21 protein-coding genes and 1 tRNA gene are annotated in these 20,808 nt (G+C 41.3%); 21 read left to right on the forward strand and 1 reads right to left on the reverse strand.

Going from position 1 to position 20,808, the window contains the following annotated elements; translation table 11 throughout:
• The first annotated feature begins 374 nt into the window (after positions 1 to 374).
• The 7 genes from RYK49_RS08760 to RYK49_RS08790 all read left to right on the forward strand — a co-directional run bounded on the left by RYK49_RS08760 (position 375) and on the right by RYK49_RS08790 (position 7,248).
• Positions 375 to 2,807: a pneumococcal-type histidine triad protein gene (locus RYK49_RS08760; RefSeq protein ID WP_314831280.1), complete on the forward strand. Its 2,433-nt coding sequence runs from the start codon at positions 375 to 377 to the stop codon at positions 2,805 to 2,807.
• A 70-nt stretch (positions 2,808 to 2,877) separates the two neighbouring features.
• Positions 2,878 to 3,795 carry a metal ABC transporter solute-binding protein, Zn/Mn family gene (locus tag RYK49_RS08765; RefSeq protein ID WP_002905305.1) on the forward strand — a complete coding sequence of 306 codons (918 nt, stop codon included), beginning with the start codon at positions 2,878 to 2,880 and terminating at the stop codon, positions 3,793 to 3,795.
• 220 nt (positions 3,796 to 4,015) lie between these two features.
• A complete protein-coding gene (locus RYK49_RS08770) occupies positions 4,016 to 5,008 on the forward strand; it encodes an ATP-binding cassette domain-containing protein (RefSeq protein WP_314865469.1) in 993 nt (330 codons plus the stop codon).
• A 1-nt stretch (position 5,009) separates the two neighbouring features.
• Complete coding sequence (locus tag RYK49_RS08775; protein WP_314448507.1) at positions 5,010 to 5,828, forward strand: ABC-2 family transporter protein; 819 nt, start codon at positions 5,010 to 5,012, stop codon at positions 5,826 to 5,828.
• 1 nt (position 5,829) lies between these two features.
• On the forward strand, positions 5,830 to 6,615 hold the full coding sequence (locus RYK49_RS08780) for an ABC transporter permease (protein WP_002905302.1): 786 nt from the start codon (positions 5,830 to 5,832) through the stop codon (positions 6,613 to 6,615).
• A gap of 50 nt (positions 6,616 to 6,665) precedes the next feature.
• Positions 6,666 to 7,124 carry a GNAT family N-acetyltransferase gene (locus tag RYK49_RS08785; protein ID WP_002902392.1) on the forward strand — a complete coding sequence of 153 codons (459 nt, stop codon included), beginning with the start codon at positions 6,666 to 6,668 and terminating at the stop codon, positions 7,122 to 7,124.
• 51 nt (positions 7,125 to 7,175) lie between these two features.
• Positions 7,176 to 7,248 (forward strand) — tRNA-Thr (locus RYK49_RS08790).
• A 52-nt stretch (positions 7,249 to 7,300) separates the two neighbouring features.
• On the opposite strand, the gene RYK49_RS08795 is transcribed toward RYK49_RS08790, so the two are convergent.
• Complete coding sequence (locus RYK49_RS08795; protein ID WP_002902394.1) at positions 7,301 to 7,564, reverse strand: SemiSWEET family transporter; 264 nt, start codon at positions 7,562 to 7,564, stop codon at positions 7,301 to 7,303.
• A 272-nt stretch (positions 7,565 to 7,836) separates the two neighbouring features.
• Between RYK49_RS08795 and RYK49_RS08800 the strand changes: the two genes are divergently transcribed.
• The 14 genes from RYK49_RS08800 to ilvA all read left to right on the forward strand — a co-directional run bounded on the left by RYK49_RS08800 (position 7,837) and on the right by ilvA (position 20,765).
• On the forward strand, positions 7,837 to 8,283 hold the full coding sequence (locus RYK49_RS08800; protein ID WP_023917202.1) for a LytTR family DNA-binding domain-containing protein: 447 nt from the start codon (positions 7,837 to 7,839) through the stop codon (positions 8,281 to 8,283).
• Between the two features lie 5 nt (positions 8,284 to 8,288).
• Complete coding sequence (locus RYK49_RS08805) at positions 8,289 to 8,951, forward strand: LiaF transmembrane domain-containing protein (protein ID WP_002905297.1); 663 nt, start codon at positions 8,289 to 8,291, stop codon at positions 8,949 to 8,951.
• Between the two features lie 126 nt (positions 8,952 to 9,077).
• Complete coding sequence (gene rpmB / locus RYK49_RS08810) at positions 9,078 to 9,266, forward strand: 50S ribosomal protein L28 (RefSeq protein WP_001140948.1); 189 nt, start codon at positions 9,078 to 9,080, stop codon at positions 9,264 to 9,266.
• A gap of 141 nt (positions 9,267 to 9,407) precedes the next feature.
• A complete protein-coding gene (locus RYK49_RS08815; protein ID WP_002893676.1) occupies positions 9,408 to 9,773 on the forward strand; it encodes an Asp23/Gls24 family envelope stress response protein in 366 nt (121 codons plus the stop codon).
• Between the two features lie 2 nt (positions 9,774 to 9,775).
• Positions 9,776 to 11,440 (forward strand): DAK2 domain-containing protein, encoded by a 1,665-nt coding sequence (locus tag RYK49_RS08820; RefSeq protein WP_002917709.1) that lies wholly within the window; start codon positions 9,776 to 9,778, stop codon positions 11,438 to 11,440.
• A gap of 110 nt (positions 11,441 to 11,550) precedes the next feature.
• Positions 11,551 to 12,159: an SP0191 family lipoprotein gene (locus RYK49_RS08825; RefSeq protein WP_002911751.1), complete on the forward strand. Its 609-nt coding sequence runs from the start codon at positions 11,551 to 11,553 to the stop codon at positions 12,157 to 12,159.
• Positions 12,160 to 12,576: 417 nt separating this feature from the next.
• Positions 12,577 to 13,452 (forward strand): ABC transporter ATP-binding protein, encoded by an 876-nt coding sequence (locus RYK49_RS08830; protein WP_314448495.1) that lies wholly within the window; start codon positions 12,577 to 12,579, stop codon positions 13,450 to 13,452.
• A 10-nt stretch (positions 13,453 to 13,462) separates the two neighbouring features.
• Positions 13,463 to 14,197 carry an ABC transporter permease gene (locus RYK49_RS08835; RefSeq protein ID WP_002893671.1) on the forward strand — a complete coding sequence of 245 codons (735 nt, stop codon included), beginning with the start codon at positions 13,463 to 13,465 and terminating at the stop codon, positions 14,195 to 14,197.
• A 4-nt stretch (positions 14,198 to 14,201) separates the two neighbouring features.
• On the forward strand, positions 14,202 to 15,302 hold the full coding sequence (locus RYK49_RS08840; protein ID WP_314865473.1) for a sensor histidine kinase: 1,101 nt from the start codon (positions 14,202 to 14,204) through the stop codon (positions 15,300 to 15,302).
• Positions 15,299 to 15,898, forward strand: a complete 600-nt coding sequence (locus tag RYK49_RS08845) for a response regulator transcription factor (RefSeq protein ID WP_048774104.1) — start codon at positions 15,299 to 15,301, stop codon at positions 15,896 to 15,898. Before RYK49_RS08840 ends, RYK49_RS08845 begins: the two co-directional genes overlap by 4 nt.
• A 260-nt stretch (positions 15,899 to 16,158) precedes the next feature.
• Positions 16,159 to 17,859, forward strand: coding sequence for an acetolactate synthase large subunit (locus RYK49_RS08850; RefSeq protein WP_048774106.1), 1,701 nt, complete (start codon positions 16,159 to 16,161; stop codon positions 17,857 to 17,859).
• Positions 17,852 to 18,328, forward strand: a complete 477-nt coding sequence (gene ilvN, locus RYK49_RS08855) for an acetolactate synthase small subunit (protein ID WP_002898887.1) — start codon at positions 17,852 to 17,854, stop codon at positions 18,326 to 18,328. Before RYK49_RS08850 ends, ilvN begins: the two co-directional genes overlap by 8 nt.
• A gap of 64 nt (positions 18,329 to 18,392) precedes the next feature.
• Positions 18,393 to 19,415: a ketol-acid reductoisomerase gene (gene ilvC / locus RYK49_RS08860; protein WP_002902418.1), complete on the forward strand. Its 1,023-nt coding sequence runs from the start codon at positions 18,393 to 18,395 to the stop codon at positions 19,413 to 19,415.
• Positions 19,416 to 19,514: 99 nt separating this feature from the next.
• On the forward strand, positions 19,515 to 20,765 hold the full coding sequence (ilvA, locus tag RYK49_RS08865; protein WP_125348203.1) for a threonine ammonia-lyase IlvA: 1,251 nt from the start codon (positions 19,515 to 19,517) through the stop codon (positions 20,763 to 20,765).
• Positions 20,766 to 20,808 lie beyond the last annotated feature (43 nt).

The raw sequence follows: 20,808 nt of genomic DNA on the forward strand, positions 1-20,808 counted from the left end.
CCAAGCATCAGTTGAAGAACGTATCGACGTATTCGGTTCAGAAGGTAAAGCTTAAGAAGCTTGATATATTTTTAAAAAAGTTTATCCGAAAGGATAAGCTTTTTTTGTATTATGACAATTGGACAAATAAAGAACAAATAATATTTTTCTTACAATCTAATAAAAAAATCTTGACAGACTAGATGATGAGGAGTAAAATATTAACCAGTTAATTAACTAGTTAATGAGTTTAATAAGTTGTTAAAAATTGAGTTTCTGCTATATTTTATAGAAAAAATATTTAGATGATTTCTTTGGGGGTATATTATGAGTTAATTGTAAATTGTGATAAGTTTTAGCGAATTCTGTATAATCAAAAAAGAAAGTGATATTCAATGGAAAAAAATAAGAAATACTTAACAGGAATTGTTGTCATTGCTACTGTGGGTCTTTTTGCTCATCAGCTAGGTTATTATCAGGCAAACAGTTCGATTAAAAAATCCAATCGAGTTAGCTATATTGATGGTAAGCAAGCTGTTCAAAAGTCTGAGGAGTTAACGCCTGACGAAGTAAGCAAAAAAGAGGGGATTAACGCGGAGCAGATTGTTATCAAGATTACTGATCAGGGTTATGTCACTTCTCATGGTGATCACTATCATTATTATAATGGGAAAGTTCCATATGATGCTATTTTCAGCGAAGATCTTTTGATGAAAGATCCCAACTATCAACTTAGGACTGAGGATATTGTCAATGAAGTCAAGGGTGGATATGTTATCAAGGTTAATGGGCAATATTATGTTTATCTGAAAGATATAGCTCGTGCGGATAATATTCGCAGTAAGGAAGAGATTAATCGTCAAAAGCAGGAACATGGTCATAATGTTACGAAAATAAGCAATGAAGTAGCAGCAGCTAGAGCTCAAGGCCGTTATACAACAGATGATGGCTATGTTTTTAATGCTTCAGACATTATTGAGGATACGGGAGATGCCTATATCGTACCTCATGGTAATCATTTTCACTATATCCCAAAGAGTGATTTGTCGCCTAGTGAGCTAGCTGCAGCTCAAGCTTACCTATCAGGTAGAGGAAAAGTAGCTAGTACTGTAGTCAGCCGTTCGTATAATAATGGAAACGGTGGCTGGATACAGACACAACCTACTTTTACTCAAATTTCAAACAACTATCAACCGAGTCAAGGAGAAGATGTTAAGGGTCTCCTTCAGCAACTTTATAATCTTCCACTTAGTCAGCGTCATGTTGAATCAGATGGCTTGATCTTTGATCCAGCACAAATTACTAGTCGAACACAAAATGGAGTAGCAGTGCCACATGGTAATCATTATCACTTTATTCCTTATACACAAATGTCGGCATTGGAAGAAAAGCTTGCTCGGACAATTCCTCTTATAAGTCAGCCTAATAAACCTATGTTAGGATTGACACCTTATAGACCTATACCAACTCCGATACTAACTCCATCTCAACCAGCTTTAAAACCGATTCTTCCTCCAAAGTTAAATTTGGAACATGCGGATTCATTGGATAAGGATTTAATCCAGCAGGTTGTTAGGAAAATAGCTGACGGTTATGTGCTAGAGGATAAAGGAGTGTCCCGCTATCTTTTAGCTAAAGACTTGCCTAAAGAGATTATTACAGCGATTGAAAATAAATTGGCGAAGCAGAAAAGCATACCTCATGTCCTGCAAGCTAAGAAAGAATCAGTTGAACCGAAAGATCAAGAGTTTTATGATAAGGTATATGGTCTTCTGACTCAGACCCATCAGCAATTGCTAGAAAATAAGGGACGTTTGTCAGATTTTCAAGCCTTGGATGATTTAGTGAAGCGTTTGAATGATGAAACAAGTGATAAGGTGCAATTAATTGATGACTTATTAGCATTTCTTGCGCCTATCAATCATCCAGAACGTCTAGGCAAAGCAAATTCACAGATTGAGTATACTGAAACCGAAGTTCGAGTAGCCCAGCTAGCTGACAAATATACGACATCTGATGGATATATCTTTGATGCGCGCGATATTATCAGCGACGAAGGAGATGCTTATGTAACCCCTCATATGGGACACAGTCACTGGATAGGAAAAGATAGTCTTTCAGCTAAAGAAAAAGCAGCTGCTCAGACCTATACTAAAGAAAAAGGTCTGCTTCCACCTGCACCAACAGATGATTCCAAAGCCAATCCAAGTGGAGAAAGTGCGTCTGCTATCTACGAACGTGTTCAAGGAGAGAAACGGATACCGCTCGTTCGTCTGCCTTACAATGTTGAGCATACTGTAGCAGTAAAAAATGGTAATCTGATTATCCCTCATAAGGATCACTACCACAACATCAAATTTGCTTGGTTCGATGATAAGACTTACCGAGCTCCTAATGGCTATACATTAGAGGATTTATTTGCAACTATCAAGTATTATGTTGAACATCCAGATGAGCGACCACAGTCTAGCGATGGATGGGGGAATGCAAGTGATCATGTTTTAGGTAAAAAAGATGACAAGGAGGATGCTGTTAGCCCAGAGAAACCTCAAAAAGAAGTTGAAGAGGAAACACCAACTGAGCCAGAAGTACCTCAAGTTGAAACTGCTAAAGTAGAAGCTAAGTTGCAAGAGGCGGAAGACTTACTTGAAAAGACGACGGATCCAAGTTTGAAATCCAATGCAACTGAGACCTTAACAGGATTGCGAAATAATCTTAATTTAGGGACTATGGATAATAATAACATCATGGCAGAAGTAGAAAAACTGTTAACCTTGTTGAAATCAGCTGTTTCAACACCTGCTACTAATACAGAAACAACACCTTGATTTTTATCTGTTTTTAGATATGAATGTTTTATTGATAAATAAAAGATGAACCAACAATTTTGGAGTTAATATGAAGAAAAGAACTGCAGTATTAATAACGCTGAGTATACTAGCTCTGATGCTGGGAGCGTGTACTCAGAAAGAAGAACAACAAGCTAAAGGTTTGAAGATTGTGACCAGTTTTTATCCGGTTTATGCCATGGTTAAAGAAGTATCTGGTGATTTGAATGATGTTCGCATGATTCAATCTAGTACAGGGATCCATTCTTTTGAACCATCAGCTAATGATATAGCGTCTATCTATGATGCGGATGTTTTTGTCTATCATTCACATACCTTAGAGTCATGGGCGGGGAGCCTAGATCCAAATTTGCAAAAATCTAAGGTGAAAGTGCTGGAAGCATCCGAAGGAATGACCTTGGAGCGTGTACCGGGTTTGGAAGACGTGGAAGCTGGCGAAGGAATCGATGAAAAAACTCTCTACGATCCTCATACATGGCTAGATCCTGAAAAAGCTGGTGAAGAAGCGCAGATTATTGCGGATAAGCTATCTGAACTCGATAAAGAACATAAGGAAATATATCAAAAAAATGCTAAGAAATTCATTGCTAAAGCTCAAGAATTGACCAAAAAATACCAACCAATCTTTGAAAAGGCTAAGCAAAAGACTTTCGTCACTCAACATACTGCGTTCTCGTATTTAGCAAAGCGGTTTGGTTTGCAGCAGCTAGGTATTGCAGGGATTTCTCCTGAACAAGAGCCAAATGCAAGGCAGCTTACTGAAATTCAAGAATTTGTGAAAACCTATAAAGTTAAGACGATTTTTACCGAAAGTAATGCATCGTCGAAAGTGGCAGAAACGCTCGTAAAGTCAACAGGTGTCAGGCTAAAAACTCTCAATCCTTTGGAAGCAGATCCTCAAAATGATAAAAACTACCTAGAGAATCTAGAAGAAAACATGAGTATCTTGGCTAAAGAATTGAAATGAGAAGGTAAAGCTTAATCTAGCTGAACAATACAAAACAGAAACCTGCCTGTAAAGGTGGGTTTTTTTGGTGTGTGACAAAATATGATAATTATTTTTAAATTACCTATGTTCGTTTGAAAGTAAAAGTGGTAGTATAGTGAGGAGATAAGATTCTATTTTCCTGAGTTAAGTAGGGAAATGATCTGTAACATGAATTGAATGATGGGATATTGAGAAACGTATGGCAATGATAGAAGTAGAGCATCTTCAGAAAAATTTTGTGAAGGCTGTCAAGGAACCGGGATTGAAGGGGGCTTTGCGCTCCTTTATTCATCCTGAAAAGCAGACCTTTGAAGCGGTCAAGGATTTAACCTTTGAGGTTCCAAAAGGGCAGATTTTAGGCTTTATCGGGGCCAACGGTGCTGGGAAGTCGACAACCATCAAAATGCTGACAGGAATTCTGAAACCGACATCTGGTTTTTGTCGAATCAACGGCAAAATTCCGCAGGATAATCGTCAAGACTATGTCAAGGATATTGGAGTGGTCTTCGGACAACGAACCCAGCTATGGTGGGATTTGGCACTGCAAGAGACCTATACAGTCTTGAAGGAAATTTATGATGTGCCAGACTCGCTTTTCCATAAGCGCATGGACTTTTTGAATGAAGTCTTGGATTTGAAGGAATTTATCAAAGATCCCGTGCGGACTCTTTCACTTGGTCAACGGATGCGGGCGGATATTGCGGCTTCCTTGCTCCACAATCCCAAGGTTCTCTTTTTAGATGAGCCGACCATTGGGCTGGACGTTTCGGTCAAGGATAATATTCGTCGGGCCATTACCCAAATCAATCAGGAGGAAGAAACAACTATTCTCTTGACCACTCATGACCTGAGTGATATTGAGCAACTCTGTAATCGGATTTTTATGATTGACAAGGGGCAGGAGATTTTTGATGGAACGGTGAGTCAGCTCAAGGAAACCTTTGGCAAGATGAAGACTCTTTCCTTTGAACTGTTACCAGGTCAAAGTCATCTTGTCTCTCACTATGCAGGATTACCTGATATGACTATTGATAGACAAGGAAATAGCCTCAACATTCAATACGATAGTTCCCGCTACCAGACGGCAGATATTATCAAGCAAACCCTGTCTGATTTTAAGATTCGCGATTTGAAGATGGTGGATACGGATATTGAGGATATTATCCGTCGCTTCTACCGAAAGGAGCTCTAAGATGGTCAAATTGTGGAGACGTTATAAACCCTTTATCAATGCAGGGATTCAGGAGTTGATCACCTATCGAGTCAACTTTATTCTCTATCGGATTGGCGATGTCATGGGGGCTTTTGTGGCCTTTTATCTCTGGAAGGCTGTCTTTGATTCTTCGCAAGAGTCTTTGATTCAGGGCTTTAGTATGGCAGATATCACCCTCTACATCATCATGAGTTTTGTGACCAATCTTCTGACTAGATCCGATTCCTCCTTTATGATCGGGGAGGAGGTCAAGGATGGTTCCATTATCATGCGTTTGTTGAGACCAGTGCATTTTGCGGCTTCTTACCTCTTTACCGAGCTTGGTTCCAAGTGGTTGATTTTTATCAGCGTTGGCCTTCCATTTTTAAGTGTCATTGTTTTGATGAAAATCTTATCTGGGCAAGGGATTGTAGAAGTGCTGGGATTAACTGTCCTTTATCTTTTTAGCTTAACGCTGGCCTATCTGATTAACTTTTTCTTTAATATCTGCTTTGGATTTTCAGCCTTTGTATTTAAAAATCTATGGGGTTCTAATCTACTCAAGACTTCTATAGTGGCCTTTATGTCGGGGAGTTTGATTCCCTTGGCTTTCTTTCCTAAAATTGTTTCAAATATTCTTTCCTTTTTGCCTTTTTCATCCTTGATTTACACTCCGGTTATGATTATCGTTGGGAAATACGATGCCAGTCAGATTCATCAAGCGCTTTTGCTACAGTTTTTCTGGCTCTTAGTGATGGTGGGCTTGTCTCAGTTGATTTGGAAACGAGTCCAGTCATTCATCACCATTCAGGGAGGTTAGTATGAAAAAATATCAACGCATGCATCTGATTTTTATCAGACAGTACATCAAGCAAATCATGGAATACAAGGTTGATTTTGTGGTTGGTGTTTTAGGTGTCTTCCTGACCCAAGGCTTGAACCTCTTGTTTCTCAATGTCATCTTTCAACACATCCCCTCGCTAGAAGGCTGGACCTTTCAAGAGATTGCCTTTATCTATGGTTTTTCCTTGATTCCCAAGGGACTGGACCATCTCTTTTTTGACAATCTCTGGGCACTGGGGCAACGATTGGTGAGAAAGGGAGAGTTTGACAAGTATCTGACTCGTCCTATCAATCCTCTCTTTCACATCCTAGTCGAGACTTTTCAGATTGATGCCTTGGGTGAGCTCTTGGTCGGTGGAATTTTACTAGCGACAACGTTCTCTAGCATTACTTGGACTATTCCCAAGTTCTTGCTTTTCCTAGTCTGCATTCCTTTTGCGACCCTGATTTATACTTCTTTGAAAATCGCGACAGCCAGTATCGCTTTTTGGACCAAGCAGTCAGGTGCTATGATTTACATTTTCTATATGTTTAATGATTTTGCCAAGTACCCGATTTCCATTTACAATTCGCTCCTTCGTTGGTTGATTAGTTTTATCGTTCCTTTTGCTTTTACAGCCTACTATCCTGCTAGCTATTTCTTGCAGGACAAAAATGGGCTCTTTAACATTGGTGGTTTGATTCTGATTTCCCTTGTTTTCTTTTTCATTTCGCTCAAACTCTGGGATAGGGGATTGGATGCCTACGAAAGTGCGGGTTCGTAAGATGGAAAATATGTTTAGTCCTAAAGCTTAAAACATGAAAGGATTTAAAGATGGTAGCGATTGAAGAAGTGAAGGAAGAAAAACAAAAGATGATAGCAGTCAGTGAAGTTTTAAAGGATCTACCAGAATGGTTTGGAATACCTGAAAGTACACAAGCTTACATTGAAGGAGCTAGGGATTTACAAGTTTGGGTTGCTTATCAGGAGAGTAAATTGGCTGGCTTTGTAAGCTTATCTTATTCTAGTGAAGATTGTGCAGAGATTGACTGCTTAGCTGTTAAGAAATTCTATCATAGAGCGGGAATTGGTAGTCAACTTCTAGAAGTTTTAGAAAAATCTGCTCGTCAAAAAGCATCCTATCTGCAAGTAAAAACGGTAGCACCAGGTTATTATCCTACCTATGACAGAACTAACGCTTTTTATCAGGCTCAGGGCTTTAAAAAGTTAGAAATTTTTCCTGAACTTTGGGATAAAAGCAACCCTTGTTTGATTTGGGTTAAGAAATTGTGAAATTCTAACTTGACAAAAAAACTCAAGATGCTAAAATAAAGGGGAAAAGACGCCGATTTAGCTCAGTTGGTAGAGCAACGCACTCGTAACGCGTAGGTCACAGGTTCGATCCCTGCAATCGGCAGAAAGAAAACCAGCAACTTTTTCATGGGTTGCTGGTTTTGTTTATCTAATTCTTATAAAGAAGTAAGAAAAGTTAGACCGCCTAATATCACTCCTGCCGCATTGGGAATGATAAGGATCCAGTCTTTTTTAGGTTCTTTGGTCCAACCATAGATTACCCAAATTAAACAAGAAACTGCTGCGAATAGTGGTTGGAATGGTTGAGCTTTTTCTCCTTGTAAGTTAGCGATAATTTGTGGAATATATGCAATAAAGACAAGGATCCCAATAAAAGCTCCAATAGATCCGACAAAGCGATTAATTTTTTGTTTAGACATATAGTACCTCCTGAGGTACTATTATATCAGAAGGAAAAAAGTTTTCAAATTTGTTTGATCATAAAATAAGACAGATATTCAATATGTGTAAGTCGTGCTTTTATACTAAACGAATCTATTGGAGAGTCTAGGATGAGAAATCAAATTTGCTTAACATTTTTTGAGAAGGGTAAGCTACCACTTAGTTATCAAAAATAACCACTTACTGAAAATGCCTTGTTTCTTTTTTGAAAATTGTTATAATGAAGTCAGAAGCAAGGAAAGGAGTGGCTATGAAGATTAGGATTGAGCTTGATACAGATATGGCAGAAACTGAAGTCGTTATCCGAACGGCTCAATATGGTGAAGAGGTGGCTCGGATTCAAGCAGCTCTTGAACAAGCCAACCGTCAACCGATAGCTTTCTATAAGGATACAAGTGAATATTTTGTCGATTTGAAGAATATTTTATTTTTTGAAACGGATGCTACCAAAATTTATGCTCATAGCAGGGATGATGCTTATGAAGTCAAATTGAAGCTATACGAATTAGAAGAGAGACTTCCGGCATATTTCTGTCGCATTTCAAAGTCTACTATTGCCAATGCCAAGGCTATTTACGCTTTGGATAAATCATTTTCGGGAACCAGTACTATCCAATTTTATGACACACATAAACAAGTGCACGTTTCCCGACACTACTATCAAATTTTAAAAGAAAAGTTAAACGAAACGAGGTAATTTTCATGAAAAAAACAATTTTTGGAATCGGCTTTTTAGTCTTGGCAGCTTGGGTTCTGCTGCAGGGGAATTTTGGGATTCCTGCCTTCAATTTTAATATTTGGCCCATGCTAGTAGTTGCAATGTTTGCCTATTTCGCCTTGGAAAATTTCTTAGAAAGAGACTTTGGCACTGGGCTGATCATGGCAGTTATTGCGCTGATTATTGCCAATGCCGTTTACCACTTTTTAGCTATTTCAACAGGAACCTTGGTTTTGGGTGGTATTCTGGCTTGCATCGGTCTCAATATGATTTTCAAGCCCCGGCGCATTTTTAAGGGGCGTATCTTCTCAACTGCCTCTTCTTCCTCAAAAGATGATATTGCTTTTGGCAGCGGCACGCGCTATATCAACTCAGATAACTTCACCTATGAAAAGTTAGACTGTGCTTTTGGCAGTGCATCGGTTTATTTTGATAATGCGACTATCGAAGGGGACTCAGCAACTTTTGAAGTGGATCTGTCTTTTGGCAGTGTGATGCTTTATGTGCCCAGCGACTGGCGTGTAGAGCTGGATGTAGATAATGCCTTTGGCTCTGTCTACAATCCCCGCAATGTCAATGAAAAGAGAAAAACTCTCTATGTCAAAGGCAACGTAGCTTTCGGTTCTTTGAAGATTAGCTATGTTTAGGAAAACGGATTAATTTCGAAACTTTGGACAAATGTACTTGTCAAACGTCAAGTTTTTTGGTAATATAGGAAGGTATGTGGTGCTAGCACATCCGTAATATTAGATCTAATAGGAGGAAACACGATAATGGCTAAAGTATGTTACTTTACTGGTCGTAAGACTGTATCAGGAAACAACCGCTCTCACGCGATGAACCAAACAAAACGCGCTGTTAAACCAAATCTTCAAAAAGTTACTGTTTTGATTGACGGTAAACCTAAAAAAGTTTGGGCTTCAGCTCGTGCCCTTAAATCAGGTAAAGTTGAACGCGTTTAATTTTTATTTAAAAGGATGGAAATTTTCCGTCCTTTTTTGCTTGTAAATTTCCGCCTAGACAGTTGATTTAGACCCTTCCTCTTTTACACCCTGTATAAAATATGGTAGAATAAACTATAAAATACTTTTGAGGTACAAATTATGACTGTGAAAATTAATACAAAAGATGGTCAAATTGAGCTGACTGATGATGTGATTGCGACAATCGTCGGCGGTGCAGCGACTGAAATTTTTGGTGTAGTTGGCATGGCCAGCAAAAATGCAATCAAGGATAATTTTCAAGCCCTTTTAGGAAAAGAAAACTATGCTAAGGGCGTGGTTGTGAAAGCGACTGATGAAGGTGATATCGCAGTTGATGTCTACACTGTGTTAAGCTATGGAGTCAAAATCAGCGAAGTTTCCAAAAACATCCAAGAGCGTGTTAAATTCAGTTTGGAAAACAAGCTCGGAATTACTGCCCATGCAGTGAATGTTTATATCCAAAATATTAAAGTCGTAGGAGAATAATCGTGGCAAATATTACTACTAGTTTATTTCAAGAAATGGTGCAGGCGGCATCTACTCGCTTAAATAAACAGGCTGAATATGTAAACTCTTTGAATGTCTTCCCGGTTCCAGATGGCGATACAGGGACCAACATGGGCATGACCATTGAAAATGGTGCCAAGGAAGTGTCAGATAAGTCTGCTTCAACAGTTGGCGAAGCGGCGGGTATCTTTGCGAAAGGCCTTTTGATGGGCGCGCGTGGTAACTCAGGAGTTATCACTTCCCAGCTTTTCCGCGGTTTTTCTCAAAGTGTGAAAGAGCATGAAGAGCTGACTGGTGAAGATCTAGCTCTGGCCTTTCAGTCTGGTGTAGAAGTGGCTTACAAGGCAGTTATGAAGCCGGTTGAGGGAACGATTTTGACTGTTTCCCGCGGTGCGGCTATCGGAGCCAAGAAGAAAGCTGAAGTCACTAATGATGCTGTAGAAGTTATGAAAGCAGCTCTTGAAGGAGCAAAGGCTGCTTTGGCTAAGACACCGGATATGCTGCCGGTTCTGAAAGAAGTCGGCGTTGTGGACTCTGGCGGTCAAGGGTTGGTCTTTATCTACGAAGGCTTCTTGTCTGCACTTACAGGCGAATATATCGCATCTGAGGACTTTGTGGCGACACCTGCGACCATGTCTGAGATGATCAATGCTGAGCATCATAAGTCTGTAGCTGGCCATGTGGCAACAGAGGACATCACTTACGGCTACTGTACAGAAATCATGGTGGCTCTCAAGACAGGTCCAACCTATGTAAAAGACTTTGATTATGATGAATTTCGCAACTACCTCAATGATTTGGGAGATTCCCTGTTGGTAGTCAACGATGATGAAATCGTCAAAGTCCATGTCCATACCGAAGATCCAGGACTGGTTATGCAGGAAGGTCTCAAGTATGGTAGTTTGGTCAAGGTCAAGGTTGACAATATGCGCAACCAGCACGAAGCACAGGTTGAAAAGGAAGAGCGCTCAGCTAAGCCGGCTCAAGAAAAAGAATTTGCGATTATTGCTGTAGTGGCTGGTGATGGTCTGGCTGAAATCTTTAAGGCTCAGGGAGTTGACTATATCATCTCTGGCGGTCAAACTATGAACCCATCAACAGAAGACTTCATCAAAGCTGTGGAGCAAGTCAATGCTCGTAATATTATTATCTTGCCAAACAATAAAAACATCTTCATGGCAGCCCAATCAGCAGCAGAAGTGATTGAACAGCCTGCAGCTGTTATTGAGACTCGCACGATCCCTCAAGGTTTGACCAGTCTCCTAGCTTTTGATGGCAGCAAGACTATTGAGGAAAACCAAGAGCGTATGACTGCAGCCTTGGCAGAAGTAGTCAGCGGCAGCGTGACGACTGCGGTTCGTGATACGACGATTGATGGCTTGGAAATTCATGAGAATGACAACCTCGGTATGGTGGATGGCAAGATTGTTGTTTCTAATCCAGATATGCTGACAGCTTTGAAAGAAACGTTCAGCAAGATGCTCAATGAAGACAGCGAGATTGTCTCTATCTATATCGGTGAAGACGGCAGCGAAGAGTTGGCTAGCAGTCTTGCTCAAGATTTGATGGAACAATTCGAGGATGTCGAAGTAGAAATTCATCAGGGCAGTCAGCCGGTTTATCCATATATTTTTAGTGTTGAATAGTATAAAAAGGCAATCGAAAGGTTGCCTTTTGTCATTTTGTAGAAAATACTTAGACAAGAAACTGGTATTATGTTATACTGTAACAAATAAAAAGTAAAAAAAGGTGAACTATGAAAAAATTTTTCATTCTTGTTATTTCTGCTTCGGTACTCTTGACGGGCTGTGTGCTTCCTAGCTTCAGCAAGCATCGTCCTAGACATTCTTCTGAATCAGCAGCTTCTTCTAGGCGGACTAAATCCAGCTCTAGCTCCAGCTCTAGCAAGTCATCCAGTTCTTCTTCTGAAAGTACAGAGATTGTCTCTAAAACCTTGGTTGGAGACATTGAAGGAATCCATCATCGTGATACAATTACCTATCAGGGCAAGAAAATCTTGAATCTTCGTATGGAATTGCTCACTTCCTTGCCAGAAGAAGCTAGTGCGGCATCAGCTACTTTGACTCCAGAGGAGATGACGACTATCATTCGTGAAGGAATGCAGTCTGATTCAAACTATGTAGCAGCTAAGAGTCTGGAAGGTGTCAATATTGATTATTCAGTTACAGCAGAGAAGAAATTGCAGACCTTGATTGAAATTGATTTGCAAAAGGTCAATGTCGAAGAGGTGGAAAAGAACAGTTTCTTCCAAGGTTTTGGACTGAAGGATATTAAGGATATTACACCTGAGATGTTTATTCTGAGTCTGAAGCTCAATGGTCTCAAAGAAGAGGTACAGAGCTAAAGTTTAAAAGCGTTGGTCGCCTCATCTTACAGATTGAGTAGCTAGTTTATTGAAAAATTTTTTAGATTAGGCTGCTTTAATTCCAGTTTCTATCTAAATTGCAACAGACATACAACTAGTCGGTTCCTCTCAACGAGGGGGCCGGCTTTTTTTGTGTCTTCATGCAGAAGGGAGATAGACAGATTATTCCAATATTTGCTGGCTTTGTGCTCTAAAAGCGGAATAGTGACATTTGTCATGTCAGCTGGTGACAAAATCAACTAGTAGGAAAAATTTCTTTGCCTTATAATATAGTTAACAAAATGATAAAAGGTTGCTGTAAGAATTCAAAAAGCATTTGGTCTTTATTCTTCTTCCGGCTTTGGAAAAATAAAGGAAAGATGCACATGCGCTTTATCGAATCAAAGGAGGAGTAAAATGGAACTGATTGAAGTAAAGAAGCTTTCAAAAAGCATTCATGGTAAAGAGATTTTAAAGGATATTTCGTTTGAAATCTCCCAAGGTGACTGTGTGGCCTTGATTGGCCCCAACGGAGCAGGTAAAACGACTCTCATGGATTGTTTGTTGGGCGATAAGTTTCTGACAGCTGGTGAAGCAAGGATTCAGGGGCTCAAACCAACTGACAATCATCTCAAGCAGTCTGTAGCGATTTTACCACAGGAAAATACAGTGGTGGAGGATTTGAAGGTCAAGGAACTCTTGGCGTTCTTCCAAGCTATTTATCCAAATAGTTTGTCCAATCAAGAAATTGATGACTTGCTGCAATTTACAGACAAGCAAAAGAATCAGTTGGCCAGCAAGCTGTCTGGTGGACAAAAGCGTCTCTTCTCTTTTGTTCTGAGTCTGATTGGCCGTCCTAAGATTCTGTTCTTGGACGAACCAACTTCAGCTATGGACACCTCTACTCGTCAGCATTTCTGGGAAATTGTTAATCAGCTCAAGCAGCAGGGAGTGACCATTGTTTACTCCTCTCACTATATCGAAGAAGTTGAGCATACGGCAGACCGGATTTTGGTGCTGCACAAGGGCGAGTTGATTCGCGATACAACGCCTTATGCTATGCGCAGTGAGGAGCAGGAAAAACACTTTACCTTGCCACTGACTTATCAGTCTGTGCTTGAAAAGCTGGATAATGTGACTGATATAGAAATCAAGCAAAAGGCTTTATCTTTTGCTACCAGAGATGCTGGTCAAGTTTGGCAAGTCCTGCAGGAACACGGCTGTACAATCGAAGAGATTGAAGTACGTAACCGTACCCTCTTGGATAGTATTTTTGAAACGACACAAGAATAGGAGAGTAATCATGAAAAATATGGCAAGTCTTATGAAGATTGAGTTGATTTTAATGAAGCGGCAGGCTGCTTATTATCTCTTGTCTATTGGTCTGCCCAGCGTCTTTTACCTGATTTTCTCAGGAATGATGTCTGGAAGTGATACGTCTGAACTTGTGCTTCGAGGCTACCTCTTCTCTATGACTCTTTTTAGTATCATGTCTAGTGCCTTCTTTAGCATTCCAAGCACTTTGCAGTCTGATAAAAATAATAACTGGCAAAAAATGATTCAGCACTCGCCGATTTCTATGGTAAAATATTATATATCAAAACTTTGCAGTACGCTGTTGACTTTTATGCTTTCTATTATCGTAGTCTTCTCGATTGGGCATTTTGTTCGCGGGGTTAATCTGCCAATGGTGGACTGGCTTCTTATTGCCTTGATCCTTCTGGTAGGAAGTGTGGTCTTTATTGCCATGGGTGTATTGGTCAGTCTCTTGCCAAGTGCTCAGCTCATGTCTGTAGTGGGCAATATCGTCTATATGGCACTGGCTGTTCTGGGCGGTCTATGGTTTCCTCTGACTATGTTTCCAAAATGGCTCCAGCCAATTGGTAAGTTGACACCAAGTTATCAACTGATGCAGGTTGTGTCTTCTTATCTAGAACACCATCAGTTCAATGGCAAGGCAGCCTTGATTGTTCTGATTTATACGGTTTTGGTCAGCATTCTTGTGTTGCAACTCAAAAAGCGAATAGAGGTAAAATAAATTCATGTGGGAAAAACTTAAACAAGTCCACTATATGTTTCATATTGCGCTGGTCTTTATTATCTTTCCAGTTGCGGGAGTGATTAGCGGGGAATACCCGCTTTTCCTCTTGTTCTGGACAGCTATTTTTGTTGTGGTTTACTATGCGGTCTTGTTAAGTAACGATCGCCTTATCCAGTTTTTTTCTTGGTGGCTCTTGATTGCTTACATATATTATGGTTCTGTCTGGCTAAATACAGGTTTTACCTGGTATATTTTTTATCTATCCAATCTTCTTATTTACGAACTGGATGATATCTCCTTTAAGTCTTGGCGTTTTTTGACCTTTATCGTCTTGCAGCCTGCTATTGTGCTGACTAATTATTTGATGGGCAATGTTGGTCCAGCAGAGCTGATCTTCTTTATTGTCACTTTTCTCTTTTCGGATGGTTTGACCTTTGGTCTCCATCGGATTCAGACGACCGAGCGAATCAAGGAAGAAAAGACCAAACAAAATGCCCAGCTGAATCTCTTTCTAGCAGAAAATGAGCGCAATCGGATTGGCCGTGACTTACATGATAGTCTAGGACATACCTTTGCTATGCTCAGTGTTAAGGCGGAGCTAGCTCAGCAGTTTTTGCAGATGGAAGCCTATGAAAAGGCAGCAAAAGAACTGCAGGAAGTGCAAGAGATCAGCAAGAAGTCCATGGCTGATGTTCGGCGGATTATTAACGATCTAAAGAATCGGACGCTGGACGAGGAACTAGTGACCATTCGAGCCATGCTGGAGATGAGCGGCGTTCAGGTAAAAATAGATAACCAGCTCAATATTGCCAGTATCCCACCGAGTCAGCAGTCAACAATCAGTATGATTTTGCTGGAGGCTGCTACCAATATTATTAAGCATGCCAAGGCTAAAAAGAGCAATTTTTCTTTGGTAAAGAATGAGGAAAAACTTGTTTTAGACATTCAGGATGATGGTTGTGGTTTTCAGAAGCTGACCGGACGGGAGTTGCATAGTATTCGAGAGCGGCTGTCTGCCTTATCAGGAAAGCTTGAGATTCTTAGCAGCCAAGATCCAACATGGATTCGAATTGAATTGCCATACGGAGGGAAGGAAGCATGAAACTTTTGTTAGCAGAAGATCAAAGTATGCTGAGAGATGCTCTAGCTCAGCTCTTGCAGCTGCAGCCAGATGTCGAAGAAGTCTATCAGGCCGCGGATGGGCAGAAGGCCATTGACTGTCTCAAGTCAGAAACTCTTGATGTAGCTATTTTGGACGTGGAAATGCCCCACCAGACCGGCCTAGATGTTCTCGAATGGGTTAAGGCCAATCGACCCAACATCAAGGTCATCATCGTCACAACCTTCAAGCGACCGGGCTACTTTGAGCGAGCTGTTAAGGCGGATGTAGATGCTTATGTGCTCAAAGAGCGCAGCATTGCGGATTTGATGAAAACCATCCATACCGTTCTAGATGGGCAAAAGGAATATTCGCCGGAATTGATGGAGGTGCTAATGACCAGTAGGAACCCTCTCTCTCAGCAGGAGAGGCTAGTCCTGCAAGCTGCGGCGACTGGCCTGTCCAATAAAGAAATTGCTGAAAAACTCTACCTGTCAAATGGAACGGTTCGTAACTATATGTCTGCTATTTTGACCAAGCTAGATGCTGAAAATCGAACAGAAGCAGTCCGAATCGGGCAAGAGAAAGGCTGGTTATAGCTGGAAGATTCAGCTTCGTAGAAAAGGTAGAATAAGGTAGTTTTTAGCTAAAGTGAACATTTGTGTGAAGAACATTCCAATGAAGTGTCGGAACTATAAATATAGTTCTGACTTTTTATCTTTTATTAGAAAAAACATTCGGATTTAGAGAAAAAATGTAGAAAAACATTCTGCATGGCTTGCAATTTTTTTCAAAAATGTTATCATAGTAGAAAGCTTTTTGAATTTTTAGAAAATTGTAAATAAATGAAAGGGGAAGAATGGAGAAAATCAAATTAGAAACTTCTAAGACAGGTTCAGAGCTTGTGTTAGAAACCTTGAAAAATCTTGGTGTTGATACGATTTTTGGCTATCCCGGCGGCGCTGTACTGCCGCTTTATGATGCTATTTATAGTTTTGAAGGCATCCGTCATATTCTAGGCCGCCATGAGCAAGGCTGTGTTCACGAAGCAGAAGGCTATGCGAAGTCTACTGGGGAAATCGGAGTTGCAGTTGTGACTAGCGGTCCGGGAGCGACCAATGCCATTACCGGTATTGCCGATGCCATGAGTGATAGCGTCCCCCTTTTAGTCTTTACTGGTCAGGTAGCCAAGGCTGGGATCGGTAAAGATGCTTTTCAGGAAGCGGATATTGTTGGGATTACGACTCCTATTACCAAGTACAATTATCAGGTGCGGGAGACGGCAGAAATTCCGCGTATTATTACAGAAGCTATTCACATTGCGACGACAGGTCGTCCTGGGCCAGTCGTTATTGATTTGCCTAAGGATGTCTCGGCTCTGGAAACAGACTTTATCTACGACAGCAAGTTGCATCTGCCGAGTTACCAGCCGACTATTGAGCCTAATGAATTGCAGATTAAGAAGATTATCAAACAAATCTCTAAGGCTAAAAAGCCGGTCCTTCTTTCGGGAGGTGGTATTAGCTATGCCGAGGCAGCAGCGGAATTGGTTGCGTTTGCGGAGCGTTATCAGATTCCAGTGGTCACTAGCTTGTTAGGTCAGGGAACTATTGCGACAGACCATCCTTTGTTCTTAGGTATGGGTGGAATGCACGGTTCTTTTGCGGCCAATATTGCTATGACTGAGGCTGACTTTATGATTAGTATCGGCTGCCGCTTTGATGACCGTCTGACCGGTAATCCGAAAACCTTTGCCAAGAACGCTAAAGTAGCACATATTGATATTGACCCAGCGGAAATTGGAAAAATTATCAGCGTAGATATTCCTATCGTAGGGGATGCTAAGAAAGCCCTGCAGATGCTGTTGAATGAAGAGCAGGTGCATAATAATACCAGCAAGTGGATTGAAAAAGTAACGCAAGATAAGGAACGGGTTCGCTCATATGATAAGAAAGAACGTGTTGTACAGCCTCAAGCTGTCATTGAGCGCGTTGGTGAGCTGACCAAGGGTGATGCCATCGTTGTAACAGACGTTGGTCAGCACCAGATGTGGGCCGCCCAATATTATCCGTATAAAAACGAGCGTCAACTGGTAACGTCTGGTGGTCTAGGAACCATGGGCTTCGGTGTTCCAGCAGCGATTGGGGCTAAGATTGCCAACCCGGATAAGGAAGTGGTGCTCTTTGTTGGAGATGGTGGCTATCAGATGACAAACCAAGAGATGGCTATTCTCAATATCTATAAGATTCCGATTAAGGTCATCATGCTTAACAATCATTCGTTAGGCATGGTGCGCCAGTGGCAGGAAGCTTTCTATGATGGTCGTACCTCTGAGTCTGTCTTTGAAACATTGCCAGATTTCCAGCTCATGGCTCAGGCCTATGGTGTTAAATCCTATAAATTTGACAATCCGGAGACTATTGTCCAGGATTTGGAAGTGCTGAAGGAAGATGTACCGATGTTTATCGAGGTAGATATTTCTCGCAAGGAGCACGTTCTTCCAATGGTGCCGGCCGGCAAGAGCAATCATGAGATGTTGGGGGTGAAGTTCCATGCGTAGAATGTTGACAGCTAAACTCCAAAACCGTTCGGGGGTTCTGAACCGCTTCACGGGTGTCCTTTCCAGACGTCAGGTTAATATTGAGAGTATCTCAGTCGGAACGACGGAAAATCCGGAAGTATCCCGTATCACCATTATCATTGATGTGGCTTCATTGGCAGAAGTCGAGCAGATTATCAAGCAGCTCAATCGTCAGATTGATGTGATTCGGGTTCGAGATATCACGGACCGTCCTCACTTAGAGCGTGAAGTGATTCTGGTTAAGGTCTCAGCTCCAGCTGATAAGCGAGCAGAGATTCTGTCTATTATCCAGCCATTCCGGGCGACAGTTGTGGATGTAGCACCTAGCTCCATTACCGTTCAGATGACCGGTGATGCGGAGAAGAGCGAAGCCTTGCTTCGGGTCATCCGCCCATATGGTATCAAAAATATTGCTCGGACTGGAGCGACAGGCTTTACCCGAGATTAAACCAAACCTTTAATTTGTTAAAACCGCCTAACAGGCAATAAAAATAGAAAAGAGAGTAAAACTTATGGCAGTAACAATGGAATACGAAAAAGATGTAAAAGTAGCAGCACTTGACGGTAAGAAAATTGCCGTAATCGGCTATGGTTCACAAGGTCATGCTCATGCGCAAAACTTGCGTGATACTGGCCACGATGTGATTATCGGTGTTCGTCCTGGTAAGTCATTTGACAAGGCTAAAGAAGATGGCTTTGATACTTATACAGTAGCAGAAGCAGCTAAATTGGCTGATGTTATCATGATTTTGGCTCCAGATGAAATCCAACAAGATCTCTATGAAGCAGAAATCGCTCCAAACTTGGAAGCTGGAAACGCAGTTGGATTTGCTCATGGTTTTAACATCCATTTTGAATTTATCAAAGTTCCTGCTGATGTAGATGTCTTCATGTGTGCACCGAAAGGTCCTGGTCACTTGGTTCGCCGTACTTTCGAAGAAGGTTTTGGTGTACCAGCTCTGTATGCAGTTTATCAAGACGCTACTGGAAATGCCAAAGACATCGCAATGGACTGGTGTAAAGGTGTTGGTGCGGCTCGTGTTGGACTTCTTGAAACAACTTATAAAGAAGAAACAGAAGAAGATCTCTTTGGTGAACAAGCTGTGCTTTGTGGTGGTCTGACTGCCCTGATTGAAGCAGGATTTGAAGTCTTGACTGAAGCAGGCTATGCGCCAGAATTGGCTTACTTTGAAGTGCTGCACGAAATGAAACTGATTGTGGACTTGATCTATGAAGGTGGCTTCAAGAAGATGCGTCAATCTATCTCAAATACAGCCGAATATGGTGACTATGTATCTGGTCCGCGCGTGATTACTGAGCAAGTCAAAGAAAACATGAAGGCGGTCTTGGCTGATATCCAAAACGGTAAATTTGCCAACGACTTCGTTGATGACTATAAAGCTGGTCGTCCAAAACTGACTGCTTACCGCGAGCAAGCTGCTAATCTGGAGATTGAAAAGGTCGGTGCAGAATTGCGTAAAGCAATGCCATTCGTTGGTAAAAACGACGACGATGCTTTCAAGATTTACAATTAAGATAAAAAGCATATAAGACATTAGGGGTTGGAATGCGAATTCCCAGCCCCTTGTTTTGCTTGATAGAGAATAAACTGGAAAGACAGGGAAGGAAAAAATATGCTCAGAGCAAAAGATATCACGCATGCTCATAAAGTGTTAAAAGATGTGGTTGTCAATACACCTCTTGACTACGACCATTATTTGTCAGAGAAGTACCAGGCTAAGATTTACCTAAAGAAAGAAAATATGCAGCGGGTGCGCTCTTTTAAACTTCGTGGGGCTTATTATGCCATTTCTCAACTTAACGAAGAAGAACGTCAGCGTGGAGTTGTCTGTGCTTCTGCGGGAAATCACGCCCAAGGAGTGGCCTATACTTGTAAGGAAATGAAAATTCCAGCCACTATTTTTATGCCCATCACGACTCCTCAGCAGAAGATTGGCCAAGTCCGCTTCTTTGGTGGTGAATTTGTGGATATCAAGCTGGTTGGAGACACCTTCGATGCTTCGGCTAAGGCAGCGCTTGACTATACTAAGGCTGAAAATCGCACCTTTATCGATCCTTTTGACAATGAAGATGTCCAAGCGGGTCAAGGGACTGTAGCCTATGAAATCTTAGACGAGGCCAAGAGAGAAGCTATTACTTTTGATGCAGTTTTGGTACCAGTTGGCGGCGGCGGCCTGATATCAGGAGTCTCAACCTATATAAAAGAAAGTCAGCCAACTATTGAAGTCATTGGTGTGGAAGCCAACGGTGCCCGCAGTATGAAAGCAGCTTTTGAAGCAGGTGGTCCAGTCAAGCTCAAAGAAATCGACAAATTTGCGGACGGTATCGCAGTCCAGAAAGTCGGTGCATCAACCTATGAGGTCACACAAAAGAATGTTCAAAATCTTATCGGTGTAGATGAAGGGCTTATTTCAGAGACCATCATTGATCTATATTCCAAGCAAGGGATTGTCGCAGAGCCAGCTGGTGCTGCAAGTGTTGCTGCTTTGGAAGTCCTGAGCGAGTATATCAAGGGGAAAACTATCTGTTGCATTATCTCAGGTGGTAATAATGACATCAACCGGATGCCAGAGATGGAAGAACGGGCGCTTATTTATGATGGTATCAAGCATTATTTCGTGGTTAACTTCCCGCAGCGTCCGGGTGCCCTGAGAGAATTTGTGAATGATATTTTAGGACCCAATGACGATATCACTCGTTTTGAATATATCAAGCGGGCAAGCAAGGGAACGGGACCAGTTTTGATTGGTATTTCTCTGGCAGATAAGCATGATTATGCTTCTTTGATTAACCGTATTGAGCAGTTTGATCCGTCCTTTATCAATCTGAACGGGAATGAAACACTCTACAATATGCTTGTCTGATTGTAAAGATATTTTAGCCTAATTTGTATGCTTTCGTTTGAAA

The sequence above is a fragment of the uncultured Streptococcus sp. genome (genome assembly GCF_963525625.1).
Taxonomy (GTDB): Bacteria; Bacillota; Bacilli; order Lactobacillales; family Streptococcaceae; genus Streptococcus.

Bases quoted from the DNA above. Each gene is read 5' to 3' on its own strand.
- RYK49_RS08760 (WP_314831280.1), top strand. From the start codon at position 375: ATGGAAAAAAATAAGAAATACTTAACAGGAATTGTTGTCATTGCTACT.
- RYK49_RS08765 (WP_002905305.1), top strand. From the start codon at position 2,878: ATGAAGAAAAGAACTGCAGTATTAATAACGCTGAGTATACTAGCTCTG.
- RYK49_RS08770 (WP_314865469.1), top strand. From the start codon at position 4,016: ATGGCAATGATAGAAGTAGAGCATCTTCAGAAAAATTTTGTGAAGGCT.
- RYK49_RS08775 (WP_314448507.1), top strand. From the start codon at position 5,010: ATGGTCAAATTGTGGAGACGTTATAAACCCTTTATCAATGCAGGGATT.
- RYK49_RS08780 (WP_002905302.1), top strand. From the start codon at position 5,830: ATGAAAAAATATCAACGCATGCATCTGATTTTTATCAGACAGTACATC.
- RYK49_RS08785 (WP_002902392.1), top strand. From the start codon at position 6,666: ATGGTAGCGATTGAAGAAGTGAAGGAAGAAAAACAAAAGATGATAGCA.
- RYK49_RS08795 (WP_002902394.1), bottom strand. From the start codon at position 7,564: ATGTCTAAACAAAAAATTAATCGCTTTGTCGGATCTATTGGAGCTTTT.
- RYK49_RS08800 (WP_023917202.1), top strand. From the start codon at position 7,837: ATGAAGATTAGGATTGAGCTTGATACAGATATGGCAGAAACTGAAGTC.
- RYK49_RS08805 (WP_002905297.1), top strand. From the start codon at position 8,289: ATGAAAAAAACAATTTTTGGAATCGGCTTTTTAGTCTTGGCAGCTTGG.
- rpmB (WP_001140948.1), top strand. From the start codon at position 9,078: ATGGCTAAAGTATGTTACTTTACTGGTCGTAAGACTGTATCAGGAAAC.
- RYK49_RS08815 (WP_002893676.1), top strand. From the start codon at position 9,408: ATGACTGTGAAAATTAATACAAAAGATGGTCAAATTGAGCTGACTGAT.
- RYK49_RS08825 (WP_002911751.1), top strand. From the start codon at position 11,551: ATGAAAAAATTTTTCATTCTTGTTATTTCTGCTTCGGTACTCTTGACG.
- RYK49_RS08830 (WP_314448495.1), top strand. From the start codon at position 12,577: ATGGAACTGATTGAAGTAAAGAAGCTTTCAAAAAGCATTCATGGTAAA.
- RYK49_RS08835 (WP_002893671.1), top strand. From the start codon at position 13,463: ATGAAAAATATGGCAAGTCTTATGAAGATTGAGTTGATTTTAATGAAG.
- RYK49_RS08840 (WP_314865473.1), top strand. From the start codon at position 14,202: ATGTGGGAAAAACTTAAACAAGTCCACTATATGTTTCATATTGCGCTG.
- RYK49_RS08845 (WP_048774104.1), top strand. From the start codon at position 15,299: ATGAAACTTTTGTTAGCAGAAGATCAAAGTATGCTGAGAGATGCTCTA.
- RYK49_RS08850 (WP_048774106.1), top strand. From the start codon at position 16,159: ATGGAGAAAATCAAATTAGAAACTTCTAAGACAGGTTCAGAGCTTGTG.
- ilvN (WP_002898887.1), top strand. From the start codon at position 17,852: ATGCGTAGAATGTTGACAGCTAAACTCCAAAACCGTTCGGGGGTTCTG.
- ilvC (WP_002902418.1), top strand. From the start codon at position 18,393: ATGGCAGTAACAATGGAATACGAAAAAGATGTAAAAGTAGCAGCACTT.
- ilvA (WP_125348203.1), top strand. From the start codon at position 19,515: ATGCTCAGAGCAAAAGATATCACGCATGCTCATAAAGTGTTAAAAGAT.